We start from the raw sequence: 25,936 nt of genomic DNA, 5'->3' as shown, positions 1-25,936 counted from the left end.
GCGACGATGGAGACCGCGCGCATGGCCGACCTGCGCAACATCTACTCCGAGAAGGACGTCAGGAAGGCGGGCTTCGAGGATTACGTGGCGGTCGGGCGGTAAGGCCTGACGGCATAAAATATCGATATTCTTGAAGCGGAATCTTAATTTCCTGAAGTCATTTTTTGCACACTCGAAGCGCAATGCTTTCTGTGTATCGCTTCTCGTCACGAAGAATAAAGGTTGGGAATTGAAAGAAGCAGAATGGTAGAAGTACACGACGCTAAAGTTCTTGTGGTACAGCATGGTGGCAGACGCCAATATGCAATTCCTGCCGCCCTTGCACGGCGTGGACGTCTAGAAGCTTTCTATACGGATATGTGCATTGGACGAGGTCCCGGCCGATTGCTTACACCGTTGAAAAAAGTTTCGAGATCTGTGCGTCAGATGGATCTATCGGTCCGAACGCCTCCTCCAGAAGTTCTTCAAAAAACTCATGTTTTCACTTCCTGGTTTTTAGAAATGAAACGCGCCCTGGATCGGAGTGAAAGTGACCCGGAGCGAGTTCGAAGAATTTTCTTTGCGCACAAGAATGCAAGTAAAAAGATGGCAAGACGCGGCTTTGGAGCCGCAACCCATTTGTTAGTTCAGCTCGGCGAAGGAATAGATCTTCAAGTTGCTGCGAAGAAGAAAGGTCTTACGACGGTCACGGACGTAAATATTGCTCCGTCGGTAGAACGAATCGTTCGCCAAGAAAAACTTAGCAACCCCCATTGGGATACGTCGTATATGGAATCCCCTCAACCTTTGACGAATTTCAATTTACACTCAGTTATGGAATCCGTTGTTGGCGCCACCGATATATTCCTTTGTCCTTCGCATTTCGTTCGAGACGATCTTGTTCACAACTTTGGCGTCGATCCAGTAAAAATTCGTCTCTTGCCATATGCCGTGAACCCCAAGTGGCTCTCAATCACTCCAAACCCCGTAAAGGGAAGAGTTTTTTTTGCAGGGAAGGCCGATCTGCGAAAAGGAATACATACACTTAGCGCTGCTGCAGATATTTTAAACAAGCGTGGGCGCGCCTATGATTTCTTCGTGGCAGGCAGTGCATCTGAAGCAGTGCAAAAGAATACTATACCACCCAATGTCCGTTATCTTGGGAGAAAAAACACTACCGAAATGCGAAAGCTATTTTCGGAGGCGGACGTATTTGCGTTTCCAAGTTTGGTTGAAGGCTCTGCGGGTGTAACATACGAAGCTATTGGCGCGGGAGTTCCTGTCGTGACGACATTTGAGTCAGGCTCCGTAATTCGAGATGGGGTTGAAGGAAGGTTAATAGAATCTCGAAGCCCAACCGCACTCGCAAACGCGATTGAGGAAATAATTGAGGATAGAGAAAAACGTCGAAGGATGTCCGAGGCCGCAAGGCTCCTTGCGCAGTCTATGGACTGGAAAATGTTCGAGGAGCGACTTTTTCAGTGCCTATTCTCATAGTTTTTTCGACAGGTAGTTTATACTGAAAAGCGAGGACTCAACCAATGCTACCACCTCGGCTCGGCGGCCCTATCCTAGCACCCTTAAGAATACTTCGCGCTTTTGGACGTCGCATAGGATCTATATTAACAACCCTAGCATATAGATTTTCCTGCAACTCCTTTGGTTCAGGCACCCGAATCCAGTTCGGCGCATATATTCGAGAACCGATTCGAATAAATTTCGGAGAGAATTGCTTAGTGTCTTCTGGTGCTGATTTTACTGCAGACGGAACTGGACGCGCCCTGTTTTTTGGAAACAATGTTCAAGTGAACTCTGGCGTTCACTTGGATCATTCAGGCATGCTTTCAATTGGAAATCATACGTTAATTTCAGAAGGTGCGCTTATATATACTCACGATCACGGACTAGACCCGAGATCTAGCCCAACACTGTGTGATAAGACAATAGGCGAAAATGTTTGGATCGGCGCTCGCTCAATAATCATGGCCAGCTGCACCGAGATCGGAAAAGGTGCCGTAATCGCCGCAGGGTCAGTTGTTACACGAAACATTCCAGCAGGGGCCGTTGTTGCAGGAATCCCTGCAAAAATCCTGTACATCCGCAGCGAGCGCGCAAAAAATCATCTAACTAAGGAAATCTGAGGCTATCGTGGCAGAAGTCATTCAAATTGTCGAATCTATAGTTGAAGAGGCTGCTGGTCCCAGCTATTCGGTAAAACGCCTAGCTGAGGCTCTTTCGGACGCTGGCCAAGATTCAAAAATTTTTAGCCTTTCAAATGCGCGAGAGGTAGACTCGAGCGTTTCTTCGCTCAATACCACATTCAAAAGAGATTACTCTCGGATCCCGGCCTTGAGCAAACTTGGATACTCAAAAGATTTTAAGAAAGCCATGATTTTAGCTGCAGAAAGAGGCGCTGTTCTTCATGTGCACGGTCTTTGGCGAATGCCCAATATTTATCCCGGGCATGCCGCCCGTCGCGCCCGTTCGCCATTGGTTATCTCTCCGCGAGGTATGCTCGGGGATGCTGCACTCAGCTTTTCGGCGTATTCAAAGAAATTTTTTTGGACACTCCGTCAAGCCGATGCTCTCAAGCCGACAAGTTGTTTTCACGCAACCTCATACGCCGAACTTGATGATATCAGGTCGGCTGGTTTGACAGCGCCAGTGGCGATCATCCCAAATGGGATAGACATTCCACCATTTCAATTAAAAAATGGAGACCGCGCGCGCCGCACCGTTTTGTGCCTCGGGCGCATTCATCCCAAAAAGGGTATAGAGCGCCTTATACATGCTTGGGCAAAGATTGAGGCTGAGAATGTTGATTGGCAGCTTCATATCGTGGGCCCGTCCGAGAAGGGACATACAGAAGAACTCAAATCTGTTGTCGCTTCGCTCGGCCTGTCTCGAGTTTTTTTTAAAGGCGCTATCTATGGTAATGAGAAGCAAGACGCCTACGCCTCAGCCGATCTGTTCGTGCTGCCTACGCGTCATGAGAACTTCGGCATGGTGGTTGCAGAGGCACTTGCCCACGGAACACCAGTAATATGCACGAAAGGAGCACCCTGGGAAGGAATGGAGAGAGAGGGGTGCGGTTGGTGGGTCGATCACAACCCTAACGATATTGCAGCTGCGCTGACCGAAGCGATGGATCATCCTATTCAGAAGCTTTCCGAAATGGGGATGAAAGGAAGGAAATGGATGGAAAGGGATTTTTCGTGGAATAATGTCGCCGCGGACATGGCTGCCGTCTATGACTGGTGCCGTGGCGACGCAGAAAAACCTGAATTTGTCTACTTATGAATTCTGAAAGAAAAGCGCCTTCTATTGATGTTGCAGGAAATCGCGACGCAACAAAGTGGAGTCCGAGACAAAAACTCCTGAGATTACTGTGGGCCCTTGCTTGGCCAGCTTTTCGGCTGAGCCCTCGCATATTTTGGTTTTGGCGTCGTTGGATTTTGAAAGCATTCGGCGCCAAAGTTGGCAAAGGCTCTCATATTTATCCGAGTGTGAAAATTATTATTCCATGGAATCTCACGTTTGGCGAATATTGTGCCGTCGGGGATGGTGTTATCCTATATGCTTTAGGACCAATTAATATTGGAGCTCGCGCCACCGTGTCGCAAGGCGCCCACCTCTGTGCCGGAACGCACGATATCAGCAAAGCAGATCGTCCCTTAATTAAATCCAAAATTAAAATCGATGATGATGCATGGATCTGCGCGGATGCCTTCATTGGGCCGGATGTTTCAGTAGGAAGGCATTCAGTAGTTGGTGCACGTGCCGTCGTTGTTAGAAATGTTCCTGAGCAAGTGATTGTGGCAGGAAATCCTGCTCGAAAAATTGGAACAACCTCTTGAACAAATGGCCGACAACTTCCGTTCTGGAGAATCGCAGGCAAGCAGGTTTCGGGGGACTCAAGTTGAGTAATTCGAAATACAGCGCACTACTTCTGGCAATAGTTGCCATCTGTGTTCCGCCTCAAGTAATTGGATTGGCGAGCCTAGCCGTGCTTCTTCTTCTCGGCTTCTTGATCACCCTATTTCGTTTTGAAAGTCATCTTCGCGTTACTTCCAGAGATCTGTGGGCTATTGCTGCGTCGATTTGGGCATTGATCATGAGCGTTGATTCCTGGAGCAATCGTGCGAACGATCTGATTTTTTTTGCTGAAGCCAAGATATCGATTCTTTTGCTTTCTCTCATAGCTCTCAACGCGATAACTCGATCGAATAGAATCATACCAAATATCAAGGCACTATCCCTTACCATGATAGCTTTGAACTTTGTGCTATTGATTGCGGCACAAGGGTCATTCCGATTTATCGATAAGATTAGTTGGACTGGAATGATTTCAATATACATGTCGGTCGTTCTTTCATTCATCTTCATTATAGACACAAACAAGACTCGTCGCGCTATAATTCTAGGATTCATTTTATGGTTAGGAAGCTCGACCGGCATTGCCTCACTGATGGCGGGACTGATCACGCGATACGTCAGCAAGAACGGCCTTCCTTCTCTACGACGTGTCATCCTCGTCCTTCCCATTTCTCTAATTTTCGTGATTTCGCTTTATTTTTATGCGCTCGATTTCCGAGGCAGGGATTTACTCGATATTTATAGCATTGATCGTTTCCAGCTTACATTCGCAGGGATCAACTACATATTTTCAACCGCAGATGCGTCGGATTTTCTTTTCGGATACGGAGTTGGTCAGCCTCTAAGTGAAATTTATGAATATTTCCCAAAACACGCATCGGTGGTTGCCTGGCTCCTCAGCTCTCGAGCGTCCGATGGATTCACTGGATTGGCATTTCACAATGACTTTTTGCGGGTTTTTGTGAACTTTGGAATTATCGGCTCCGTCTTGATTTGGACCGCAACGCTTAAATCTGTTCGCTCAAATGAAATTCGATCGGCCTTACTCGTGGCGTCACTTGTTAATTCGACTATCTACATAAACTCTATTTTTCTGTTTGCGATTTTTTGCGATTTTTCGTATCGCTCATCGCGTTAGCGTGGGGGAGAGGATTGAGTGCTTAAATTAACAGCAATCATACTGACCTTTAACGAAGAGAGACACATTGCCCGTGCGATCAATTCCTTACATGGGATTGCGGATAAAGTTCTTGTTGTCGATTCAGAATCAACTGATCGAACTCGACAGATAGCCGAGGATCTTGGGGCGACCATTCTATGTCATCCTTTCGTTACTCAAGCCAAGCAATTCAATTGGGCGCTCTCGCAACTTCCAAGCGATACAGATTGGGTCTTTCGACTTGACGCGGATGAGATTGTTTCCCCCTCGCTCAGGGAACAGATTGTCCAACTCTTATCCGCGCCTCATCATGATTTTAAGGGTTTCACTGTTAATCGCCGAATGACTTTTCTTGGTCGCATTATTCGACATGGCGGCGTTTTCCCTGTTAAAGTTTTAAGAATTTTTCGCTATGGATACGGAACTTGTGAAGATCGATGGATGGATGAGCACATCGTGGTTTCCGGCAACGTTCATAACCTTACAGGAGAAATTCTTGACGACAACTTGAATTCTCTTAGTTGGTGGACGCAGAAACACAACACATACTCGAGTCGGGAGGTAGTCGACTTAGTACATTCGAAGTTCGGCCTAAAGAGCGAGGAAAAACTAAGCCTCGGGAGAGGGCAGGCTGGAATTAAGCGGTGGCTCAAGGAGAAAATATATTTAAACTTCCCAATTGGATTTCGAGCCGCGATTTATTTTTTCTACCGTTATCTGTTTAGGCTGGGTTTCCTAGATGGATTTGAGGGCCTCGCCTTTCACTTTTTGCAGGGCTTCTGGTACCGCTTTCTTGTTGACGCAAAGATGACAGAAGTCTGCAAGAAGATTGAGACCTGTAGGTGCTCACCATCGGATGCGATCGAGGATATCTTAGGCATTGACGTCTCCGAGCGCGGCGCCTCTAATTGAGCGTCCATTCGAGTCTTGCGGAAACGAAGCGGTTTTGAATCTCTTATATGCAATCAATATTTCTATCATTTCTCCGCTCACCCGACACTTAATTCTTTCTGACTAGGCTGCATTACGACAACCATAATTTCCCAAAGCCAGGGCTTCGGTTCGATTTTTTGGTATTGAACATCTGTGCCTTGCAGCAAAAAAAACCGCGCACACCACTCTCTAAAATTCCGGCTTCGAGGATCCGAAATGAAAAAAGCTCTGATAACGGGAATCACCGGCCAAGATGGTTCTTATCTTGCAGAATTTCTGTTGGAGAAAGGCTACGAAGTTCACGGCATCAAGCGCCGCGCTTCTCTTTTCAATACCCAGCGAATCGATCACATCTACGAGGATCCGCACAGCAACCACGCGCAGATGAAGCTTCACTACGGCGACCTGTCGGACACCTCGAACCTCACCCGCCTGATCCGTGATATCGAGCCGGACGAGGTTTATAACCTTGGGGCGCAGAGCCACGTTGCGGTTTCTTTCGAAGCGCCGGAATATACGGCCGATGTCGATGCAATCGGCACATTACGATTGCTCGAAGCAATCCGTTTCCTTGGGCTCGAGAAGAAAACCCGATTTTACCAAGCTTCGACCTCCGAACTCTACGGCCTAGTCCAAGAAACCCCGCAAAAGGAGACCACGCCTTTCCACCCGCGCTCGCCCTACGCGGTCGCCAAACTTTACGCCTACTGGATCGCGGTGAACTACCGCGAGGCCTATGGAATGTATGCCTGCAACGGGATCCTGTTTAACCACGAGTCGCCCCGCCGCGGCGAAACCTTCGTCACCCGCAAGATCACCCGCGGCCTGTCGAACATCGCCATGGGACTCGAGCCGTGCCTCTACATGGGCAACATTGACTCCTTGCGCGACTGGGGCCACGCGAAGGATTACGTCCGGATGCAGTGGATGATGCTGCAACAGGACACGCCGGAGGATTTCGTGATCGCCACCGGAAAGCAGTATTCTGTGCGTGAATTCATCACCTGGAGTGCGCGGGAATTGGGGATCGCGCTGGAATTCTCGGGCACTGGCACTGAAGAGATCGCGACAGTTGCCTCCATCAAAGGTGACAAGGCACCCGCTTTAAAGCCCGGCGATGTCGTTATGCGGATCGATCCGCGTTACTTTCGTCCCGCCGAGGTGGACACGCTGCTGGGTGACCCGACCAAAGCCAAGGAGAAGCTCGGTTGGGTGCCCGAAATCACCGCGCAGGAGATGTGTGCCGAGATGGTCGCAGAGGACCATAAGGCTGCGCGGCGCTATGCGCTTCTGAAAGAACACGGGCTGGACCTGCCGGTCTCGGTGGAATGAGGCGCGCCATGACCAAGATCTACATCGCAGGCCATCGCGGCATGGTGGGCGGCGCGATACTGCGCCAGCTGGAGGCGCGCAAGGCCAAGGGTGAGGCGCTCGAGCTGATCACCCGCACGCATTCTGAACTCGACCTGACCGATCAGGGAGCGGTGCGCGACTTCATACAGACGGAGCGTCCCGATGTGGTGATCCTTGCTGCCGCCAAGGTGGGTGGGATCCATGCGAACAACACCTACCCGGCCGAGTTCATCTACGAAAACCTGATGATCGAGGCCAACGTGATCCACCAGGCCTTCGCGGCCGGGGTCACGAAGCTCCTGCAGCTCGGCTCCTCCTGCATCTACCCCAAGTCCGCCCCGCAGCCGATGGCAGAGGATGCGCTACTGACCGGTCCGCTCGAGCCCACGAACGAGCCCTATGCGATAGCCAAGATCGCCGGGATCAAACTCTGCGAGAGCTACAACCGGCAGCATGGCGTCGATTACCGCTCCGTGATGCCCACGAACCTCTACGGGCCGGGCGACAACTTCCACCCGCAGAACAGCCACGTGCTCCCTGCCCTGATCCGGCGCTTCCACGAAGCGGCGCGCGATGGGCTCGAGGAGGTCACGATCTGGGGCACCGGCACGCCGCGGCGTGAGTTCCTGCATGTCGACGACATGGCCGAGGCCTCGCTCTTCGTGCTCGACCTTCCCAAGGGCGACTACGACGCGAATACCGATCCAATGCTGAGCCATATCAACGTGGGCTCGGGCACCGATATCTCGATCCTGGAGCTGGCGCAGATGGTTGCGACGGTGACCGGCTTCGAGGGACGGGTCGCGACCGACCCGTCGAAGCCCGATGGCACGATGCGCAAGCTGATGGATGTCAGCCGCCTGAAAGCGATGGGCTGGCAGGCGCGCATCGGCCTCGAAGACGGGATCGCCGAGACCTATCGCTGGTTCCTCGACAATGCCGACAAAGCCAGAACCTGAGAGGGATTTATGAGCAAGACGATCCACCCCGTCCTCCTCTGCGGCGGCTCGGGCACGCGGCTCTGGCCGCTCTCGCGCAAGAGCTACCCCAAGCAATTCGTCAACCTGATGGGCGAGGAAAGCCTGTTCCAGGCCTCGGCCAAGCGGCTCGCGGGTGACGGCTTCGCAGCCCCTTCGGTGATTACCGGCGCAGATTTCCGCTTCGTCGTGATCGAGCAACTGGCCGCACTCGAAATCGCACCCGCCGATATTCTCATCGAGCCATCCGCGCGGAACACCGCCGCGGCGATCTGCGCGGGTGCGCTGGTGCTGGAAGCTCGGGAGCCGGGGGCGCTCATGCTGATAGCGCCATCCGATCACGTCATCCCTGATCCTGCGCGCTTCCGTGCGGCGGTCGAAGCGGCCGCGGGCGCGGTAGCGGCCGGACAGTTGGTCACCTTCGGCATCCGCCCCGATCGCCCCGAGACCGGCTACGGATGGTTGGAGTTGAGCGAAGCCCCGGACCCGGAATTCTCCGCAACCCCACAACCGCTGAAATCCTTCGTCGAAAAGCCCGATCTGGCCAAGGCCGAGACGCTGCTCGAGGGTGGCATGCATCTCTGGAATGCGGGCATCTTCCTGTTCTCGACCTCGGTGATCCTTGAAGCCTTTGCCAAACACGCGCCCGAGACTCTCACGCTGACCAAGGCTGCCGTCGACGCCGCCGAGCGCGATCTCGCCTTTACCCGGCTCTCGCGCGAGCCCTGGGCGAAGCTTGAAGACATCTCGATCGACTACGCGGTGATGGAGCGCGCCGACAATCTGACCGTCGTGCCCTATGGTGGCGCGTGGTCGGACTTGGGCGACTGGCAGGCTGTCTGGCGTGAGCAAGAGCCGGACGAGTATGGTATCGTCGCGACCGGCCCCGCCACCGCCATCGACTGCCGCGATACGCTCCTGCATTCGACGGATAACGCGCAGGAACTGGTCGGGATCGGGCTCGAGGATATCATTGCGGTCGCCATGCCCGATGCGGTTCTTGTCGCCCACAAGGATCGCGCGCAGGACGTGAAGAAAGCTGTCGCCGAGCTGAAGGCCAAGGGAGCCACACAAGCAGAGACCCTGCCCCGCGACTTCCGCCCCTGGGGTTGGTATGAAAGCCTCGTCGTCGGCCAGCGTTTCCAGGTGAAGCGGATCCACGTCCACCCCGGCGCGGCACTGAGTCTGCAAAGCCATCATCACCGCGCCGAACACTGGATTGTCGTGGAGGGGACGGCGAAGGTGACGATTGATGACGAGGTGAAGCTCGTGACCGAGAACCAGTCCGTCTATATCCCGCTCGGTGCCGTCCATCGTATGGAGAACCCGGGAAAGGTGCCCCTGACCCTGATCGAAGTGCAGACCGGCAGCTATCTCGGCGAAGATGACATCATCCGCTATGAGGATGTCTATGCACGCGGGCAGGGCGCGAAGGGGTAACGGTGGCGCCGCTTCCGAGGGCAAGGTAGCATCAACGCTTCGAAATTCTTGAACAAAAAAGCAAGAGCCGCGACCATCATAGTCGCGGCTTTTTTGTTGGAATATCTTTCTATCGCAACGCGACAGAAGGAAAGAAAAACTGACACTCTGTCTGTAGATGAAGTCCTGCTGCCCCCCTCGCGAGAACACTCACGGGAGTTCGGACGATTCGAAGGATACGATAGCGGCCCCAACCCGGTCGTCACTATCCGCCCCGGACCAATACGCGCGAGCTTCCATCCAATCCGCCTCGGAAACCGGGTCACTGAAACCAGGATCCGAAAGTTGACGAAGTCCATAGTCCAGATGCACAAGGCGCCCCAAGATTTTCATATCATCGAGATCGATCGCGACCTCCAGCACATCTCGCCCCACCACGATACCAGAACCGGCGTCGACAACGAGATAGCGCCGAATTGCCTTCAGCAGGGACTCCGCCGGATCGAGATCCGGCTCAGGCCCCTCCGCCCTCCCGAAGAGCCAGCGATGGGCATAGCTGCAAGCCTCATCCGTCAGCACGACATACTGCAACTCTTTTTCCTTGAACGGGCCTCGCCGCGCGGTCATCGACCGGGTCTCGAGGAAACCGCGCCCTTTGAGTTTGAGCGCGCCTTCGTAGCTCGTCGCACCATTCTCCAACAGCTCGAGGAGCGGACGTAGCAAGGGGTCCGCCAGCATGTTCTTGATACGGCGATAGACAAACCCATCGCCGAGTGACCCTGCAAGACTGAGATCACGATGAACATACATCTCGCGATCGGAAATGAGCAGAAAACTCGGGTCGATTTCAGTTGCGGTCATCGAGGTGGTCCCTTTGCAAGAATGTATCAGCGAGCGCACGAATGTCTCTTATAACAGGTAGAGCTAAAACCAACATTGCGCGATTGCAAGGGGGTGAAACGGACGCCGAAAAGCCCTCTGCGCGACACGCTCGCAAGCAACCTCAGATCACTTCGCGCAGAGCGTGGATGGTCGCAGGAACGTCTAGCGCTCGAATCTGGTCTCAACAGAACCTATTTGAGCGCCGTGGAGCGTAGCGAGCAGAATATCTCCATCGACAATGTCTGGCGCCTCGCGCAGGCACTCGAAATCGACCCCGCTAATCTGCTCAAGGTGAAACTGCGGAGCTGATCGCTCACTCGGCTCAGAACGCGATGGGCTCGAGCAGTTCCGCAATCGTCGCCAACCGGCCACCCTCCCCATAGCGCTCGCGCCCCAGAGCATGTCCCATCACATCACGCCGGATCCGCTCATCGATCCCGGCGGCAAGCATCCGATCCTCAAACGCATGCCGCAGACTGTAGAGAGAATGCCTGTCGCTCTCGAGGAGATCAGCATCCCGCAGATAGGTGTTCACGGTGGCACTCAGCGTGGCCGAGCTTTCGCGGTAACGCGAAAACCCATTCGGGAACGCGCGCATCGCCTCGAGCGACACCCCGTGCAGCGGCATGACGCGCTCCGCATTCTGCGTCTTTAAAACCCGTCCGATCGGCTGAAGGAGCAGATGCGGGATCGGATCCTCGAGCCGGATCTCCTCGGGCCGTAGCGCCGCGATTTCGCTCGGACGCAGCCCGGTATTCACCATCACCAGCAAGATCGCCCTCGCCTGCGGCTCCAGCCCATCAAGCGCACCCGGCGCCAGCAAGCGGTCCCGTGTCCAGTCGTCCGAGAAGGACGGCCGCCGCGCCGCTTTCCCTTGCCGGAAGCCTAGATCCTCGAGCGGCAGCTCGAGCCCGAGCCGCTTGTCGCGGTTCACGCGCTTCAAGACCGCACTGAGATGCGTCAGATCCTTGTTCGCGGAATTCGCCGTGAGCCCTTCGCACGCCATCCGCTCTGCCCACCAGTCGCGGAAATCGAGGAAATCATCGCGCGTCAGATCATCAAGCGGCTTGTCACCGACAACCGAGACGAAATTCTGCACCGCCTTTATATGCGGGTAACGCCAGCGCCGAACCTGATCCGCACTCTTGCCCAAGGTCTTATCACGCGCGAGCCCCCAGAATAGCTCAAGCGCCCGCGATACGGTGATCAACGGCAGTTCCGCCCCACCCAAAAGGGAGTCTGCCCCGATCGGATCGCGCATCTCGTCACTGGCAACCAGATCGATACGCGCGAGCAACTCTTGCACGGGCAGACGCGCCACCTTGCGCGCCTCGAGAAACCGATAGCCTCGCGCCTTCGCAAACCGCTTGACCGCAGCAAACCGCGCCTCCGCGTCTTCCGTGTCGCCATCGAGCATCGCCTCCCAGACCTCGACCTGCTCGGCCCAGAGCACCGGGGCCTTCTGTCGCGCCACCTCCTCTGACCCCGTCCGAAGGCTGATCACCACTTCGCGGCGCGGATCGACGGAGGCATACCCCTTGGGAACCCGCCGACGCAGATGCCAAATTTCGCCGCGCTTGGTGATATTCATCGCACACCTCCGGGAAAGAGCCTTGTGTATCACAATGTGTAGCACGAACGCCTTCCCTAGGGAATCAAATTCGACTTAAATAATTGATTTATCTTCATTTAGACACGAACTCTACTTGAAAATCGAGGTGGATATGTCGGAGAGGAATTCCGACTCCGTTCGCATCCTCCGCCTACTCCTTGCCGAAGGCAGAAACCTTGTCCGTCAGCACGACGAGTTCGAGGCCCGGGCGGTCGAGCGTCATCCGACCTGCCAGACTATCAGTTGCCGACCACTATTCCCGCCATCGGTCCGATCAACGACAAGACCAAGATGCCTATGGTCAGCTTGTCCGTGAACTTCATTAGCTTCATTGTCCGCCCTCAAGTTGCTCTGCTCCCTGAGAACTGGAGCTTTTGAAGCTAGAGTTTTCTGCGATGCTTTAATGGCTGGGAGAGGAGCGAAATCGCAGGAAGGCACCCAAATTCACGGAGGGAAGAAGACACGCCGGTCGCGGAGATTTGCCGCAAGGCCGGAATCTGCCACGCGACCTACTTCAACTGGAAGAAGCGAAACGGCGGGTTGCTGCCGGATGAGATGCGGCAGCTGAAGCAACTCGAGGACGAGAGCGCCCATCTGAAGAGGATAGTAGACGGCCTGACGCTCGACCGCGAGATGTTGCAGACGTCATCCGCCAAAATGTAAGGTTCGCCCCGCCTTTGCAAGGTTTCTCCTGAGGACGTTCAGGGTGCATAAATGTATCTGGTCTCTCGCGAGTGGGCTGTTTTCCAGCCTGGCCATGATGAGACGCGCACGCTCCGGTCCCAATTAGCTTGTTCACGGACGGAACTCGCATCCAGAACGAGTTGGCCAGCCCCGCAACACGCTTCTGGCAGATGCACTCGCCCTGATCGAGCAGATCGTCATGCTACTCGAGATAGCCATAGACCTTGCAGCTGTCGGCCTAGGCTTGCCGGATCGACTCAGTCTGACGCTTGTCTTCTTAGGCCCGCCCGCGCAGCGGAGCCTTCAGCCAGCCTCAGAAGCTGCTCGGCTGGAGGCGCAGGCACCGGCACATCGCCCGCACCGAGAATTGCCCGTGACACTCGACCACGAACGCGTCTCTCACTTTGCATCTCTGGCGAGATAAGCGTCGTGATTGTCGCCCGGAATAATGGCACTCCCAATGACGACCCTATTTTAGGACATCGCGCTCCTCCGTCATCCGTGTCAGCTCCCGCTTCCATGTATAGAGAGAGTGTTGGCTCACCCCGAGCCGTTGCACAACATCCGCAACAGCGTAACCCCGCTCGGTGATCTGCGCGACCGCGTTCTGCTTGAACCCATCGCTGAAGTTGCCTTTGCCAATCATGGCCTCCTTGGCTCAAAATTAGGGAAGAAGGCGTCCACGAACCAAAGGGCCATTCTTCCCCGTGCGCTAATTCTTGCTCAAGAGCTATCTCCAATGCTAATCCCTCTCAGATTGGCGGTCTCTATCGAGCTTCACACGGAGGTGAGGTTTTCGCGATTGATGTCTTCGTAGACTTTCCCACCGCCTCATGCTCTTTGAACGCAAGGCGATGAAGGATAACGAATGCAGCAGCCCGGTCAGACTACGGAGATTGATTTACTATTGTTATGCGGGGCACGCCCGCCGCTCTTAGAAATAACCTTGCAGAGCTTTTCGGAAAACGTTTTCTCGAATTTCAAAATTGCGAATGTTTTTGCAAACATCGACAAGTTCCAAGGCGGTGAATCTGAGGTTCGTCAAGTAGAAGAAATAATATTACAGTATTTCCCGAACGCAGTTCTTCGAAAACCTGACACTCCATCATTCACTCGGGCAGTTATGTGGCTTTGGGGTTCTGTCCGCTCGCCTTTTTGTCTTCACCTAGAAGATGACTGGGTAGCAAATTCTGAGATTACTGCAGAAATGATTTTTCCAAATTTTACCGGGAGCGTACGGCAGGTCTCGATCCTGACAGCAGAAAAAAATTGGCCAATCGGTGAGCCTTACCATTGCAAATGGAAGCGGCGGCGCATTTTAGGATTGAATTTTGGCAGAATTTTTCTGCGAGAGGAACCAGTCTTTACAACCAGCCCATCGTTTCTCGAGCGTAACTTTGCGGCGCAATCTGCATCACTTATGAATACATCTTATGACCCAGAAAAGCAACTTTACAACGATTACAATCCGGAGCTGAGAGAATTTACGAAAAAATTCAAAAATAAACTAGTTTCAAATGGGCCAGAGTTCTTGATAAGCGATATCGGTCGTAGCTTTCGGAAAGAGTTTGGTATAAAGAAATATATAATTGGCGGAAAGAGCACGTGGAGCGGCGAGTGATGGATTTAAAGTTTTTTTGAAAAGGAAAGAGCGCCATGAATATTTTTAAAAAACTATCTATCCGGGCCGCCCTTGGTTTGATATCTAGCGAACACCGGGAGCTGGTTCGACTTTTGCGAGCAAATAAAATAATGAGCGCAGGCTTCGATACAAAATACGGCCATATCGCTATTCCTGTAAATTCCCGTTCGATCATCGAGTCATTTCTTGCGGGCGAGTATTTCGGCTCTGTGGCGCTGCAGTCTTTCCTAAACCATAAAACAAAGTCCCGCCGATTGCTCAATATAGGGGCCAACGTGGGCACGAGCGCACGGATGATAGCCTGCTCTGAAAAATATCAAAAAATTTATTGCTTTGAGCCAGATCCAAACAATTTTAGATTATTACAAGCGAACTTCTTGAATAACAACGCAGTTTCCCTGCACAACGTAGCTGTGGGTGCGGAGAATGGTCAGCTCTCACTTAACCTCAATCCTCTAAGCGTTGGTCGACACTCTTTTAAAACGGACTTTGGCCTTGGGGCAATTGATGTTTCGATCGTTCGGCTAGATGATTTTATCGCTGACAACGAGCCGTTTGATTTATTCATGGATGTTGAAGGATGGGAAATTGAAGTATTGCGCGGAGCCACTAGCAGCATGAGAAATTGCAATTTGTTCGCGCTTGAATGGAACGGTCAACTGCATAGCCGTGAGGAAAGATTGGCTATGATTGAATTAGTTCGAAGCGCGGGCTTTACAAAAATGTCAGACTTGAACACATCAGAACATGATTTGGAAATTGACGACCTTGAAAAACTTAGCGGTCAACGTGATGTGGTTTTTCTGCGGAAATAACCTTCCGATTGCGGAGTATATATTTAGAACCCCTATTATCCTGACAAAAAAAGGCTTTCGGATATGCTAAGCCTGCTGCCTCGCGAAGGTCGCGGCTGCGCTATAGCATAGTCGCTTCCGGCAAGGAGAAATCAGCCAATCTTCGGAGCCCCCCCCCCCCCCCGAAGCGAGACCACTCCGTGATCATCGAACTGAAGGCCGTCCGCGATACCTGGAAGAAGATGCCGACCGGACGTCACGCGCGGCGCTTCCACTAGAAGCGCCAGCTGTGGCGATGTGAGCTACTCCCCATCTCTTGGACAGGATCTGATGTAAATTAAGCTACTCGTAGCACCTGCTAACCGCGTTGGTTGGTATCATTTCTCTGTCAATAGACCAGCGCCGGTGGCTTGCCGCCGAGGGTTGAGTGAGGGCGCTGGTAGTTGTAGAACGTCATCCCTTTCCGAATGACCGCTTTCGCGTCTCGTTATGCATGATCTCGGGCGGGCCAAAGTGGCGGCGGCTTCGTTCGGGGCTTCGACCCAGAAGTCGGCCTCCAGCGTGTTCGAGATTCGCTTGGCAAAGACCTTTCGCATCTGCCAGGCCGTGATCGCGACGAGGTATAGAAACCCGCGCCTTATGCGCAGGTAGGTGATGTCCGCACACCAGACTTGGTTCGGGCGATCCACCCGCAGACCTCGTAGCAGCTAGGGATAGGTCTTGCGCCCCTTCTCCGGCCTGCTTGTGTTAGGCTTCAGGTAAATCGGCATCAGCCCCATAAGGCGCAACAGCCGCTTATCCGCTTCTCGTTCACGAAGTGTCCATCCTGCTGGCTTACGCGGCCCCACAGCGGCACGGCCCCTCGGACTGCGCAGGTGCCAAGTCATCTGGCGGACACCGAAGAACGGGGTCTTCAGGAACTGCTGGTCGATCTGCCGCATCAGGTCGAGGTTCTGTTCGGCCTCGCCCTTCGGCTCGTGGTAATAGGATGAGCGTGCGATCGTGAAAAGCTTGCACTGCTGCCAGATCAGCAGACCGCAATTCGTAGCTTATGTCGGTGTACGAATTTGGTGGTGGGGAGGGGGCACAACAGTACCAGTTAAAGCCGACACCAGGGGCAGCGTCCTGGACTAAAACGGTTATTATCAATCGGATAAAACATATGGAATCTACGTCCGGTAGCAGACCACTTTTACCGACTCGTTGTAGACTCTCTGCGCGAAAAGTTCTAACATTTAAGATATAATCAACTTTTCGGGAGCCGCCTGGGTGTCATTACGCGTTGTTCACTTTCACTTTGGTAAAGAGGGGGGGCGGAACGCTTTTTCGTGAACCTTGCGAGAGCCCTACACGAACGCGGTGTTGAGCAACAGTTCTTCATCCGACCGAACCGCTCATGGGATGGCGATGTCGCTGCGCTTGGTCCCGTTTTTAGAAACAATTTCAGCAATTTATCACCGTTGACGTTACTTGCTCATCTACAGGCTGAGATGCTCGTCAGACGATGGAAGCCAAACGCAGTTATGGCGTGGATGCCGCGCGCGGGGCGGCTCATCCACAGATGGCCTAACACTGTAAAACTGGCACGCATGGGGGATTTCCCTGCAAATCTGAAGCACTTCCAAAAATGCGATATTTTGGTTGGTAACTTACCTGGAATTTCGAACCGATGCATAGAGCTAGGCTGGACGAAACCTGTGGTGACAGTTTCAAACTTTACGCGGGAAGCTTCCGCATCCATGTCGCATTTAAACATAAAGAGGACAAGCAAGAATGACTTCGTAATCGCAGCAAGCGGCCGTCTCGTAGCCAGAAAGGGGTTCGACGTACTTATTAAAGCAGTAGCTAGATTGGAAAACTGTACTCTCTGGTTAATGGGAGACGGTGAAGAAAGGGCGCGACTTGAGGCTATTGCAGCCGAACTTGGCATCAGTCAGCGTGTTGTTTTTTTGGGTTGGGTCGAGGAGCCGATGAATTACATAGCACTAGCCGACGTGTTCGTAATGCCATCGCGCCACGAGCCTTTAGGCAATGCTCTTCTCGAAGCTTGGGAAATGCGTATCCCCACGATCTCAACTCGCTCAGAGGGACCAAGTTGGTACATGCGAGATCAGGTGGATGGTATATTAACTGACATCGACGACGATGCTCAGATCGCTGAGGCAATTGAATTCATACGAACCAACAAACTAGCCGCCGAGAGTTTTGTGAAAAACGCAACCCTACGGCTTTCTGAGTTCTTTTCCAAGGAAGCCGTGGTCGATGCTTATATAGACATATTCAGAGGGAAACCTCATGTCTCCTAAAATTGCATTTTACGTTATAAATCTCAACAAAAGCCAAAATCGGTTTGCCGAGTTTTCAAATAAATTCAGCCCCTTTTCATGCAAAGTTGAGCGTATACCTGGAGTGGATGGATCTTGCCTTGGTATCGATCAGTTTACTGACGACGAGCGGTGTAGGAAAGAGATGGGCAGAAGCATACAACCCGGAGAGGTTGGCTGCTACCTTAGTCATAAGAAAGCTTTAGAACATTTCATCGCTTCCACTTTCGACTACGTGGTTGTTCTCGAAGATGACGCTGTTCCGGCGTCCGATTTTGTAAGTACAGTTGAGGAAGTATGCTCTACTTTGCACCATCTTCGAGATGACATTTTTGCAATTAATATAGGCGCGACGGATTTCAAATACAGCACAGACTTTTGTGACGTCATGGGGCGAAAATTAAAGTGCGCACACCGCTTCCCCATGCTGGCTACAGGGATTATCTGGACGCGCCGCGGCGCACTAGAATTCTTGTCCCAAGAAGAACCAATCTACATGCCATTTGATAACTTCCTGAGATTCTTGTTCAGCGGCACCAACAGAGCGTTTTCCATCGCGCCACCGTTAATCTCGACGTCGGGCGCCTCAAGCGATATTGAAGCAATGAATCTGTCGACGCGCCGTTCAGCGCAGAATCGGAGTCGCCTGTATTTTATTTTAAAACAGAGGAGAATTCTTCGCGAAAAGATTAGAGCTTTATTCGCATGCTTCTCATGGCGGACCAGCAGAAATAAATTCGCGATCAACAAGGCGAAACCATAATGCCCAAACTCCTAATAATGCCACGTGGCAATTTAGGAAATCAAATGCTTCAACTCATGTTTGCCAGGAATCTGCAGAACCATTTTCCTGCACTTGAAATCATTGGCTACAACATGCCCGTCTGGGAATTGTCTCAGGTTGGCGCGATGAGACTTCCCAGCTTTGTACCATCGCTGCGTCAATCTGACCCCGACGTGCAGTTTATTGCGGGGTTATATAAAAGAGGCCTCCTGCATTGCGCCAAAATAAGAAGAGTACCACTCGACGTTTCATCACTCGGCCCCCAAAGCCTTCATCATGACTATTTTTCGCGGCACAGTAACACTGCCTACCGCCCACGCGAGGACGAGATAATAATAAACGTTAGGGGAGGGGAAATATTGAGCAATGTTCACGAAGACTATGGCCCGATGCCGCTTCATTTTTACAAGAGAGTTTTAGAAGAATCTGGCCTCAATGCCGTATTCTTAGGTCAAATTGGCTCTGATTATTACTCCAAGTTACTTATAGACAATTTCCCCAATGCTAAATTTATTGCCTCGCAAGGAATTTTGGAAGATTTTACATCTCTCAGACTGGCGAAGCATCTCGTTATTAGCGTGAGCACATTCTCTTGGCTTGCTGCCTGGCTCTCTGAAGCCAGATCGATTCACTTCCCTGTCTACGGTATGTTCAATCCTGCGCAACGGCCTGACGCTTGGTTTCTTCCTAGTGACCGTAAAGAGTACAAATTTTATTGGATGCCTATAAGAAAATGGTGCGCAACTTCTGATCAGATAAGGGACTTGACCGCGCCACTTGAAATTCGCGAAATGAACAATGAAGAATTCATTAATTTAAGAAACTTTAGAGCCGGCGAGCGACGTTTATCGAAGGAAAAATCTGAAAGAAGCCTTTTAGTTAGAGCGGTTGCTTCGCTTCCGTTGGTGAGGGCGATTAACAGTTAACTGTTGCGGATAGTGGTTAGACTTTTTTGATTATTTGACTTACATGACTAACGTTCGCGGATATTTCATCCATAAGCGGCGGGAGCCGGGTTGATGTTGCTCTGCCTTCCTCCTCTGGACCGCCGGGCGTCGGAATTTCTGGCCACTGTCACGACGGCGGGCTTGTTGCGCAATCAGAAAAATGCAGTGCGCTCGGGATGTTATATCCGATGGCGCTATGGGGTAGATCATCGTTGTAGTGTCTACGCCGTTCCTCCAGCTTTTCCGCAGCATCCGCAATGCTCGTGAACCGTTGAGCGCCAAGGCATGCATAGCCGACTATCGAAGCTTTCGAGGAAGACGGTGTGTCCGTGGGTTCTACGGGCTACGTGTCGTCATTCGTCGCAGTCCTCCAGCCGATAAAAGCACGGGACCGAACATCTTTGAAGCGAGAACTCCACAGGAAATCGCCATGAAACCTTCTTGGATCAACAAGAACAAATTGCCCCCCCTCTGACAAGCAGCCCGATAAACGGCTGGCCAGGAGCGAAACCGATGGTGAGCCCCCTCAGGCCGCTGTCGCAATTCTCTCGGATCGCCGCAGCTTCGCTCTGGCCCGTCGCCCTTGCGAAATCTCTTAGTTGCGGGCGGTCGTCGCCCTCAAAAGCGACCGGGATCGTCCAACGCCGGGCGGGGTCCGGCATTTCCAGCGGACCCTGCGCGATCTCATCTGCGAGCCGCTTCAACGACCCCTAGCTGCTCGCGGTCTACACCCAGCGGATCGAAGCGCAGCAGAACGGAGACCCGCGCCGCAGCGATTTCCGCGCCCCCCAGGGCGGGTCAGCCTCCAGCCGGTCCGCGAAACGACGCGCGGAGCGCCTCACTCATCCCGCCACCTTCTCCGCGATGGCAAGCACACGCGCATCCGCCCCTTTAGGCGCAGCGAGCATCGTCATCGCATAAGCCGGGTTCAAGCCCGGCGTAGGCATCGCGATCGCGCAGCCATCCACGAGGTTGATCAACGAGGTGTTGCGCAGCATCTCGACATTGAGGCGGTCGAATTCGGCTTCGACCTCGGCAATGCTGGGCGGCAGACGCATCAGCGTCGGGCTCAGCAGCGCATCGAAAGGCTCCATCAGCCGTTCGAAAAGCGTGACGATATCAGCGCGCGCGGCATAGGCTTTCTCGATTTCCTCAGGCGTAAGCGTGAGCGCGAAACGGATGCGCGACAGCACGCGCGGATCACCCACCACTTCGAGCTTTTCCAAATCGTCGCGGTAAATCTCGAGCGCTTCGACGGCGACGATAATCTTGTTGAGCACGACCGCCTTTGCGATTTCCGTCATGTCGACCGGCACGATCTCGTGGCCCAGACCTGCGATCCGGGCTTTCTCCGCCTCGAACAGCGCCGCGACCTCGTCGGACAGTCCATTGGTGAAGGCGCCTTCGGGCACCACGAAGCGCAGCGGGCCGTCTTCTGCCGCGGGAAGCGGCGCGCCTGCCATCACATCCATCATCTGCCGCAGCAAGCCAAGATCGCGCGCCATCGGGCCCGCCACGTCATAGGTCGGGGCGAGCGGATGCACCCCGGTATCGTCGATGAGCCCTTGGCTGGGCTTATAGCCCCAGATGCCGTTCGCCGCCGCCGGGATGCGCAGCGAGCCGCCGGTATCCGTGCCGATCGCGGCATCGGTGATCCCGAGGCCCACGCAGACCGCCGCACCCGAGCTTGAGCCTCCGGGCATCCCGCCCGGCACCAGCGCGCCCGAGGGGGTGCCGTGATGCGGGTTGAGACCCACCCCGGAATAGGCGAATTCGGACATCGAAGACCGCCCGAACATCAGCGCCCCCGCCGCCTTGAGCCGCGCGACCGAGACCGCATCCGCCTCTGCCGGCGCGCGGTCCTGCATCAGACGCGAGCCTGCGCTCGTGACCTGCCCGGCCTCGTCATAGAGATCTTTCACCGAAACCAGCGTGCCAAAAAGCGGCATCTCCTCGCACGCTTCGTGACGCGCCTCTAGCGCCTCCGCCTCGGCACGGATGCGCGCCGGGGCGAACTCGGTGAAGATCGCGCGTCGCTCCGACTCTGGCAAAGCCTCGACCTTGGAGATGGCAGTTTCGACCTTGATTAGAAATGGTGATGTCATGCGACCTCCGGCAGATTGCGCGTCTCGTATTCATGGGTGATCACGCGCCCGCTGCGCGGATCTTCCATCTGCATACGAAAACGGGCCGCCGGGCGCACCCCTCCCTTCGCGCCGAACGTGCCGCAGAGCATCGCGACAGGGCCGTCATCGGCCAGATCGGCAAGACCGGCACCGGCAATCAGATCGGTCAGAGGGCGGATCGCGGCGAGCGTGCCTTCCTGATACGGCACCCACTCGCCCCCCTCTTCGATCCAGCTGCGCAGCACGATCTCTTCGAGGTGGTCGGAGACACTCTCCCACGACCACAGCTCGGACGCGCAGGGCTTGGCGCAGACCTGTTTCGACAGCGCTACCGAATGCGCTTCAAGCGCGCGGTCAGTATGGTCCGAGGCCAGCCCGAGATAGGTGCGGCCCTCGACAGCGACGATCAGCGGTTCGACCTCGCCCGAAGTCTCGTTCCCTACCGCCTCAAGCACCGGGGCTTGCGTCAGAAGCTGCGCCGCCACGCGATAGTAAAGCGGTGTGGCCGAAGGCGCGGGGACACCAAGCGCCGCCAGTTCCTCGATGTGGTGGGCGATGGCATCGGCGTCGCGCCCGGTCCAGCCAGCGACGATGAGATGCGAGAGGTCCAGCGAAAGCGGCGCGCCTTCAGCGCGAAAATTGAGGGTCATGGGAACTCCTGTCAGAGAATGGACGGCAGCCAGAGCGCGAGCCCGGGAACCGCAATCAGCAATGCAATCATCGCGAGCATCACCAGCACGTAAGGAATGACGCCGAGGATCACCTCGTTCATTGAGCCCTTGCCGCGTGTGCTCTGCACCACGAAGAGGTTGAGACCGACCGGCGGCGTGATCAGCGCCATCTCGATCAGCACGATCATCAGCACACCGAACCAGACCTTGTCATAGCCCAGACCCGCGATGATCGGCACGATGATCGGGATCGTCGCGACCATCAGGGAAAGCGTCTCGATGAAGAAGCCCAGCACGAGATAGAGCAGAACCACGAGCAACAGCGTGCCAAGCGGCGGAAGGCCGGTGTTTTCCAGCAGGTCGGTCAGTTGTCGCCCGAGCCCGGCGGAGGTCATCGCGAAGTTCAGGAAATAGGCGCCGGTGATCACCAGCATGATCATCGCCGAAATCCGGATCGTGCCATGCAGGGCCTCGCCGATGGTCGCGAGTCCCAGCCCGTTGCCCAGCGTGATTGCGATGAGGCTCGCGATCACCACGCCGATGGCCGCGGATTCCGTGGGCGTCGCCCAGCCCGCGTAGATCGAGCCGATGACGACGGTGAAGAGAATGATGATCGGGATCAGCTGGATCAGGCTGCGAAGGCGCTCACCCCAGGTGAAGCTGCGCGACGGGCCGCCAAGCGCGGGGCGCGCCCGGCAGATCAGCGCGGTGACGACGACGAATGCGAGAGCCATCAGGAGGCCCGGCAGAAGCCCGGCGGAAAAAAGCTGCGGGATCGAGGTCTCGGTGAGGAAGCCGTAGACGATCAGGTTGATCGAGGGCGGGATCAGAATGCCCAAGGTGCCGCCCGCGGCGATCGCGCCTGAAAACAGCTTCGGATCATAGCCCAGCTTGTCGGCCTGCGGCATGGCGACGGTCGCCACTGTTGCGGCGGTTGCGACCGATGAGCCCGAGGTGGCCGAGAACATCGTCGCGGTGGCGATATTGGCGTGGATCAGCCCGCCGGGCAGCCAGCTCAGCCATTTGTCGAGCGCAGCATAGGTGCGCGCGGCCACGCCGCCCCGGACGAGGATTTCGCCCAGGAGCACGAAGAGCGGAATCGCGATCAGGGTCGAGGAGGAGGAGGCCGACCAGATCACCTGCCCCAGCCCGCGCAGCAGCGGGAATGCGGAATAGAACTCACCCACACCGATGCCGAGGATGAACAGCACGATGCCAACGGGGATCGACAGGGCCATCAGCCCCAGAAGAGAGAAAGCGACGGTCCAGATCATTGGTCAAGCTCCGATCCGAGGCCGATCGCATTGGCCAGTTCCGTGCGGTGCCCGGAGGCGAGATAGGCAATGCCGATCAGGCTCAGGGCGGTGGCGCTGAGCGCGAACCACGCCCAGCCCGCGAACCAGATGCCCTGCGGAATCCACAGCGGGGTCTCGAGGGGCGTATTGGCGCGCGAGCCGCGCTCGATCGTCTTTTGCAGGACCGGCCAGCAATACCAGGCGATCAGCAGGACGACCCCGTTGGTGACGATCATCGCGAACAGGTCCATCAGTCCTTGCCCCACCGGCGCAAGCCGTTGACGGATCAGGTCGATGCGCACATGGGCGCGGTCGAGAAGCGCGCAGCCAAGCCCCCAGCTGGCGACCGCGGCCATCACGTAGCCGGAAATCTCGTCGGAGCCGCCCAGGCTGCCCCAGCCGGTCTTGCGACCGACCCCGTCGACCAGCACAAAGAGCACGGTCGCCACCAGCGCCGCACCAAGGATCAGCGCGACGAGGCGGTTGGCGCGCCTGAGCGCGCCTTCCAGTGTTGCGAGGAATTTCACGTCGGGCGCTCTCAGTTCGCGACCGGGACGGTCACGCCCACGGTCTTGCCGACGGTATCGTTCCAGCGCTTGGCCCATTCAGGACCGGCACGCTCGGCCCAATCGGGCAACACCTGCTTCTCGAGCGCGTCACGGGCGGTCTTCATGTCGGCATCGGTCGCCTCGACCAGCGTCATCGACGCCGGATCGCCCGATTTGCATTCACCGTCGCCCGTGAGGCAGGCGATGTCATTGGCGAGACCGCCTTCCGCCGCGGCCCAAGCCTTGTCTTCCAGACCGGTTTTCACCGCATCCTTCAGCTCGGTCTGCATCTCGGGGGACAGTTCGTCGTAACGATCCTTGTTCATCGCGATCACGACCGGATCCCAGCCACCCAGCGGCAATGTCATGAGATGGTCGGACACTTCCCACCAGCCGGCCGAATAGCCCGAACCTGCTCCAGTGACGGCACAATCGATCACGCCACGCTGCAACGAACCGGGAACTTCGGAGAAGGCGATGTTAACGCCCTCTGCACCAAGCGCCTCGAGAAGCTTGGTGGTCATCCGGCCCGAGCCGCGCACCTTCTTGCCCTTGAGATCGGCGAGCGAATTGATCTCGCCTTTGCAGAACACGACCTGCGGCGGATAGGGCGCGATGCCCAGAAGCTCGGAGTTGAAGCGGTCATGCATGATGTCGACGACCATCGGGCGGGCCGCATCGACCATCGCCTTGGCCTCGTCGGCGGTCGTGGCGACCAGCGGCACGTCGAGCCCTTCCAGCTCGGGCGCATCGCCCACGGTGTAATCGGCGACCGTCTGGCCCACGTCGAACACGCCATCGCCCAGCATCCGGTAGACGTCGCCGCCGGCGATCCCCATCTGGTCGAAGCTGGTCAGCTGGGCCGAGAAATCGCCATTGGTCAGCTTCGGCAGTTCCTCGGTCCAGAACGGCGTGGTGAACTGCTTGTAGAGCGGCAGGCTCGACCAGCTCCCGACCACGGCAAGCTGTTCCTCGGCGAGGGCGGGCCCGGCCAGCAGCGCGGCCGTCATCGCGGTCATCATGATCTTTTTCATTGTTTAACTCCTGTTGGGTTTTCTTTTGGTTTTCGGTCGGCGCGTCAGACCGGATAGACTCCTGTCAGACGCCGTTCCGCGTGGCTTGCGGGGATGTCCGTGACCAGCATGTGGCCCGGCGCGTGGGTGATCGCGAGACCGGGTTTCGCGGTCGCGATCGCGGCTTGCGGGGTAACGCCACAGGCCCAGAAGACGGGGATATCGCCGGGCTCGATAACAGGCGGATCACCATAATCGGGCGTGTCGATATCCGCGATCCCGATTTGGCTCGGATCGCCCAGATGCACCGGCGCGCCATGGGCGAGCGGGAACCGCTGGCAGATCGAGATCGCCTCGATCGCGTCCGCCGCAGGCATCGCCCGCATGCTGACCACAAGCGGTCCCGAGAACTGCCCCGCGGGGCGAGTGGGCAATGACGTGCGATACATCGGCACGTTACGATCGGCGGTGATGTGGCGCACCGGAAGCCCCGCGCGGATCAGCGCATCCTCGAAACTGAACGAGCAGCCAAGCGCGAAGGAGACCATGTCCTCGGTCCACAGATCGGCAATATCGCTCGGCTCGTCCACCAATTCGCCGTCGCGCCAGACCCGGTAGCGCGGCACATCGTGGCGCAGATCGATATCGCCGAGGCTGGGGAGCGACGGATCGCCCGGCTCGCCCACAGCCAGCAGAGGACAGGGGCGCGGGTTGGCCTGACAATAGCGAAGGAATTCCGCCGCATCGGTTCCGCGCAGCATGACCAGGTTCGCCTGCAGCGCCTCGCCCCCCTGTCCGGCCGTCGGCGCGGTGAACCGCCCAGCGCGAATTTCGGCACGCAACGCGGCTGGCGAAGCGATCACGGATTTCGGTGCGTTCATCTGGTCCTCCGGTTTGGATGATGATCCCGCGCCACGA

General features: G+C 55.5%; 23 protein-coding genes and 2 pseudogenes. 16 read left to right on the top strand and 9 right to left on the bottom strand.

What is annotated here, in order from left to right; translation table 11 throughout:
• The first annotated feature begins 243 nt into the window (after nucleotides 1-243).
• From B6V75_RS18260 to B6V75_RS18225, 9 genes are all read left to right on the top strand, one after another.
• Nucleotides 244-1,476: a glycosyltransferase family 4 protein gene (locus B6V75_RS18260; RefSeq protein WP_088720657.1), complete on the top strand. Its 1,233-nt coding sequence runs from the start codon at nucleotides 244-246 to the stop codon at nucleotides 1,474-1,476.
• A 239-nt stretch (nucleotides 1,477-1,715) separates the two neighbouring features.
• Nucleotides 1,716-2,120 carry an acyltransferase gene (locus tag B6V75_RS18255; RefSeq protein ID WP_168174515.1) on the top strand — a complete coding sequence of 135 codons (405 nt, stop codon included), beginning with the start codon at nucleotides 1,716-1,718 and terminating at the stop codon, nucleotides 2,118-2,120.
• Nucleotides 2,121-2,127: 7 nt separating this feature from the next.
• Nucleotides 2,128-3,279 (top strand): glycosyltransferase, encoded by a 1,152-nt coding sequence (locus tag B6V75_RS18250; RefSeq protein WP_088720655.1) that lies wholly within the window; start codon nucleotides 2,128-2,130, stop codon nucleotides 3,277-3,279.
• Nucleotides 3,276-3,836 carry a hypothetical protein gene (locus B6V75_RS18245; protein WP_088720654.1) on the top strand — a complete coding sequence of 187 codons (561 nt, stop codon included), beginning with the start codon at nucleotides 3,276-3,278 and terminating at the stop codon, nucleotides 3,834-3,836. Before B6V75_RS18250 ends, B6V75_RS18245 begins: the two co-directional genes overlap by 4 nt.
• Before the next feature lie 62 nt (nucleotides 3,837-3,898).
• On the top strand, nucleotides 3,899-4,993 hold the full coding sequence (locus B6V75_RS18540; protein ID WP_146735160.1) for a hypothetical protein: 1,095 nt from the start codon (nucleotides 3,899-3,901) through the stop codon (nucleotides 4,991-4,993).
• An 18-nt stretch (nucleotides 4,994-5,011) separates the two neighbouring features.
• Nucleotides 5,012-5,926 (top strand): glycosyltransferase family 2 protein, encoded by a 915-nt coding sequence (locus B6V75_RS18240; RefSeq protein ID WP_088720653.1) that lies wholly within the window; start codon nucleotides 5,012-5,014, stop codon nucleotides 5,924-5,926.
• 237 nt (nucleotides 5,927-6,163) lie between these two features.
• Complete coding sequence (gmd, locus tag B6V75_RS18235; RefSeq protein WP_088720652.1) at nucleotides 6,164-7,279, top strand: GDP-mannose 4,6-dehydratase; 1,116 nt, start codon at nucleotides 6,164-6,166, stop codon at nucleotides 7,277-7,279.
• Nucleotides 7,280-7,287: 8 nt separating this feature from the next.
• On the top strand, nucleotides 7,288-8,259 hold the full coding sequence (locus B6V75_RS18230; RefSeq protein ID WP_088720651.1) for a GDP-L-fucose synthase: 972 nt from the start codon (nucleotides 7,288-7,290) through the stop codon (nucleotides 8,257-8,259).
• Between the two features lie 9 nt (nucleotides 8,260-8,268).
• Nucleotides 8,269-9,717 (top strand): mannose-1-phosphate guanylyltransferase/mannose-6-phosphate isomerase, encoded by a 1,449-nt coding sequence (locus B6V75_RS18225; RefSeq protein ID WP_088720650.1) that lies wholly within the window; start codon nucleotides 8,269-8,271, stop codon nucleotides 9,715-9,717.
• 189 nt (nucleotides 9,718-9,906) lie between these two features.
• Here the strand turns inward: B6V75_RS18225 and B6V75_RS18220 are convergent, their stop codons facing one another.
• Nucleotides 9,907-10,557, bottom strand: coding sequence for a hypothetical protein (locus tag B6V75_RS18220; protein ID WP_146735159.1), 651 nt, complete (start codon nucleotides 10,555-10,557; stop codon nucleotides 9,907-9,909).
• A gap of 93 nt (nucleotides 10,558-10,650) precedes the next feature.
• On the opposite strand from B6V75_RS18220, the gene B6V75_RS18215 reads away from it, so the two are divergent.
• Nucleotides 10,651-10,887, top strand: coding sequence for a helix-turn-helix transcriptional regulator (locus tag B6V75_RS18215; RefSeq protein ID WP_088720660.1), 237 nt, complete (start codon nucleotides 10,651-10,653; stop codon nucleotides 10,885-10,887).
• Between the two features lie 13 nt (nucleotides 10,888-10,900).
• Here B6V75_RS18215 and B6V75_RS18210 read toward each other — a convergent pair whose 3' ends face one another.
• Nucleotides 10,901-12,169, bottom strand: coding sequence for a DUF6538 domain-containing protein (locus tag B6V75_RS18210; protein ID WP_088720648.1), 1,269 nt, complete (start codon nucleotides 12,167-12,169; stop codon nucleotides 10,901-10,903).
• Between the two features lie 444 nt (nucleotides 12,170-12,613).
• Between B6V75_RS18210 and B6V75_RS18205 the strand changes: the two are divergent.
• Nucleotides 12,614-12,832, top strand: a pseudogene (locus B6V75_RS18205) (transposase); the annotation flags it as partial.
• Between the two features lie 247 nt (nucleotides 12,833-13,079).
• Here the strand turns inward: B6V75_RS18205 and B6V75_RS18900 are convergent.
• Nucleotides 13,080-13,520: pseudogene (locus B6V75_RS18900) on the bottom strand (transposase); the annotation flags it as partial.
• A gap of 222 nt (nucleotides 13,521-13,742) precedes the next feature.
• On the opposite strand from B6V75_RS18900, the gene B6V75_RS18530 reads away from it, so the two are divergent.
• The 5 genes from B6V75_RS18530 to B6V75_RS18520 all read left to right on the top strand — a co-directional run bounded on the left by B6V75_RS18530 (nucleotide 13,743) and on the right by B6V75_RS18520 (nucleotide 19,344).
• A complete protein-coding gene (locus B6V75_RS18530; RefSeq protein WP_146735157.1) occupies nucleotides 13,743-14,495 on the top strand; it encodes a hypothetical protein in 753 nt (250 codons plus the stop codon).
• Between the two features lie 35 nt (nucleotides 14,496-14,530).
• Entirely contained in the window at nucleotides 14,531-15,331 is an 801-nt protein-coding gene (locus B6V75_RS18195) for an FkbM family methyltransferase (protein ID WP_088720647.1), read from the top strand.
• A 1,307-nt stretch (nucleotides 15,332-16,638) separates the two neighbouring features.
• Entirely contained in the window at nucleotides 16,639-17,616 is a 978-nt protein-coding gene (locus B6V75_RS18185; RefSeq protein ID WP_146735156.1) for a glycosyltransferase, read from the top strand.
• Nucleotides 17,606-18,397 (top strand): glycosyltransferase family 25 protein, encoded by a 792-nt coding sequence (locus B6V75_RS18180; protein WP_088720644.1) that lies wholly within the window; start codon nucleotides 17,606-17,608, stop codon nucleotides 18,395-18,397. The genes B6V75_RS18185 and B6V75_RS18180 overlap by 11 nt, the downstream gene beginning before the upstream one ends.
• A 44-nt stretch (nucleotides 18,398-18,441) precedes the next feature.
• Complete coding sequence (locus B6V75_RS18520) at nucleotides 18,442-19,344, top strand: hypothetical protein (RefSeq protein WP_146194503.1); 903 nt, start codon at nucleotides 18,442-18,444, stop codon at nucleotides 19,342-19,344.
• 863 nt (nucleotides 19,345-20,207) lie between these two features.
• Here B6V75_RS18520 and B6V75_RS18165 read toward each other — a convergent pair.
• Genes B6V75_RS18165 through B6V75_RS18140 form a run of 6 tightly spaced genes read right to left on the bottom strand, consistent with a single transcriptional unit; the run spans nucleotide 20,208 to nucleotide 25,899 of the window.
• Complete coding sequence (locus tag B6V75_RS18165; RefSeq protein WP_088720642.1) at nucleotides 20,208-21,470, bottom strand: amidase family protein; 1,263 nt, start codon at nucleotides 21,468-21,470, stop codon at nucleotides 20,208-20,210.
• A complete protein-coding gene (locus B6V75_RS18160; protein WP_088720641.1) occupies nucleotides 21,467-22,141 on the bottom strand; it encodes a DUF2848 domain-containing protein in 675 nt (224 codons plus the stop codon). The genes B6V75_RS18165 and B6V75_RS18160 overlap by 4 nt, the downstream gene beginning before the upstream one ends.
• An 11-nt stretch (nucleotides 22,142-22,152) precedes the next feature.
• Nucleotides 22,153-23,436 carry a TRAP transporter large permease gene (locus B6V75_RS18155; protein ID WP_075777415.1) on the bottom strand — a complete coding sequence of 428 codons (1,284 nt, stop codon included), beginning with the start codon at nucleotides 23,434-23,436 and terminating at the stop codon, nucleotides 22,153-22,155.
• Nucleotides 23,433-23,984, bottom strand: a complete 552-nt coding sequence (locus B6V75_RS18150) for a TRAP transporter small permease (RefSeq protein ID WP_088720640.1) — start codon at nucleotides 23,982-23,984, stop codon at nucleotides 23,433-23,435. The genes B6V75_RS18155 and B6V75_RS18150 overlap by 4 nt, the downstream gene beginning before the upstream one ends.
• A gap of 11 nt (nucleotides 23,985-23,995) precedes the next feature.
• Nucleotides 23,996-25,039 carry a TRAP transporter substrate-binding protein gene (locus B6V75_RS18145; protein WP_088720639.1) on the bottom strand — a complete coding sequence of 348 codons (1,044 nt, stop codon included), beginning with the start codon at nucleotides 25,037-25,039 and terminating at the stop codon, nucleotides 23,996-23,998.
• A gap of 44 nt (nucleotides 25,040-25,083) precedes the next feature.
• A complete protein-coding gene (locus B6V75_RS18140; RefSeq protein ID WP_088720638.1) occupies nucleotides 25,084-25,899 on the bottom strand; it encodes a putative hydro-lyase in 816 nt (271 codons plus the stop codon).
• Between the last annotated feature and the right edge of the window lie 37 nt (nucleotides 25,900-25,936).

The sequence above is a fragment of the Thioclava sp. F1Mire-8 genome (assembly GCF_002213165.1).
Taxonomy (GTDB): domain Bacteria; phylum Pseudomonadota; class Alphaproteobacteria; order Rhodobacterales; family Rhodobacteraceae; genus Thioclava; species Thioclava nitratireducens.
This window is presented reverse-complemented; position numbering and strand designations above follow the sequence as displayed.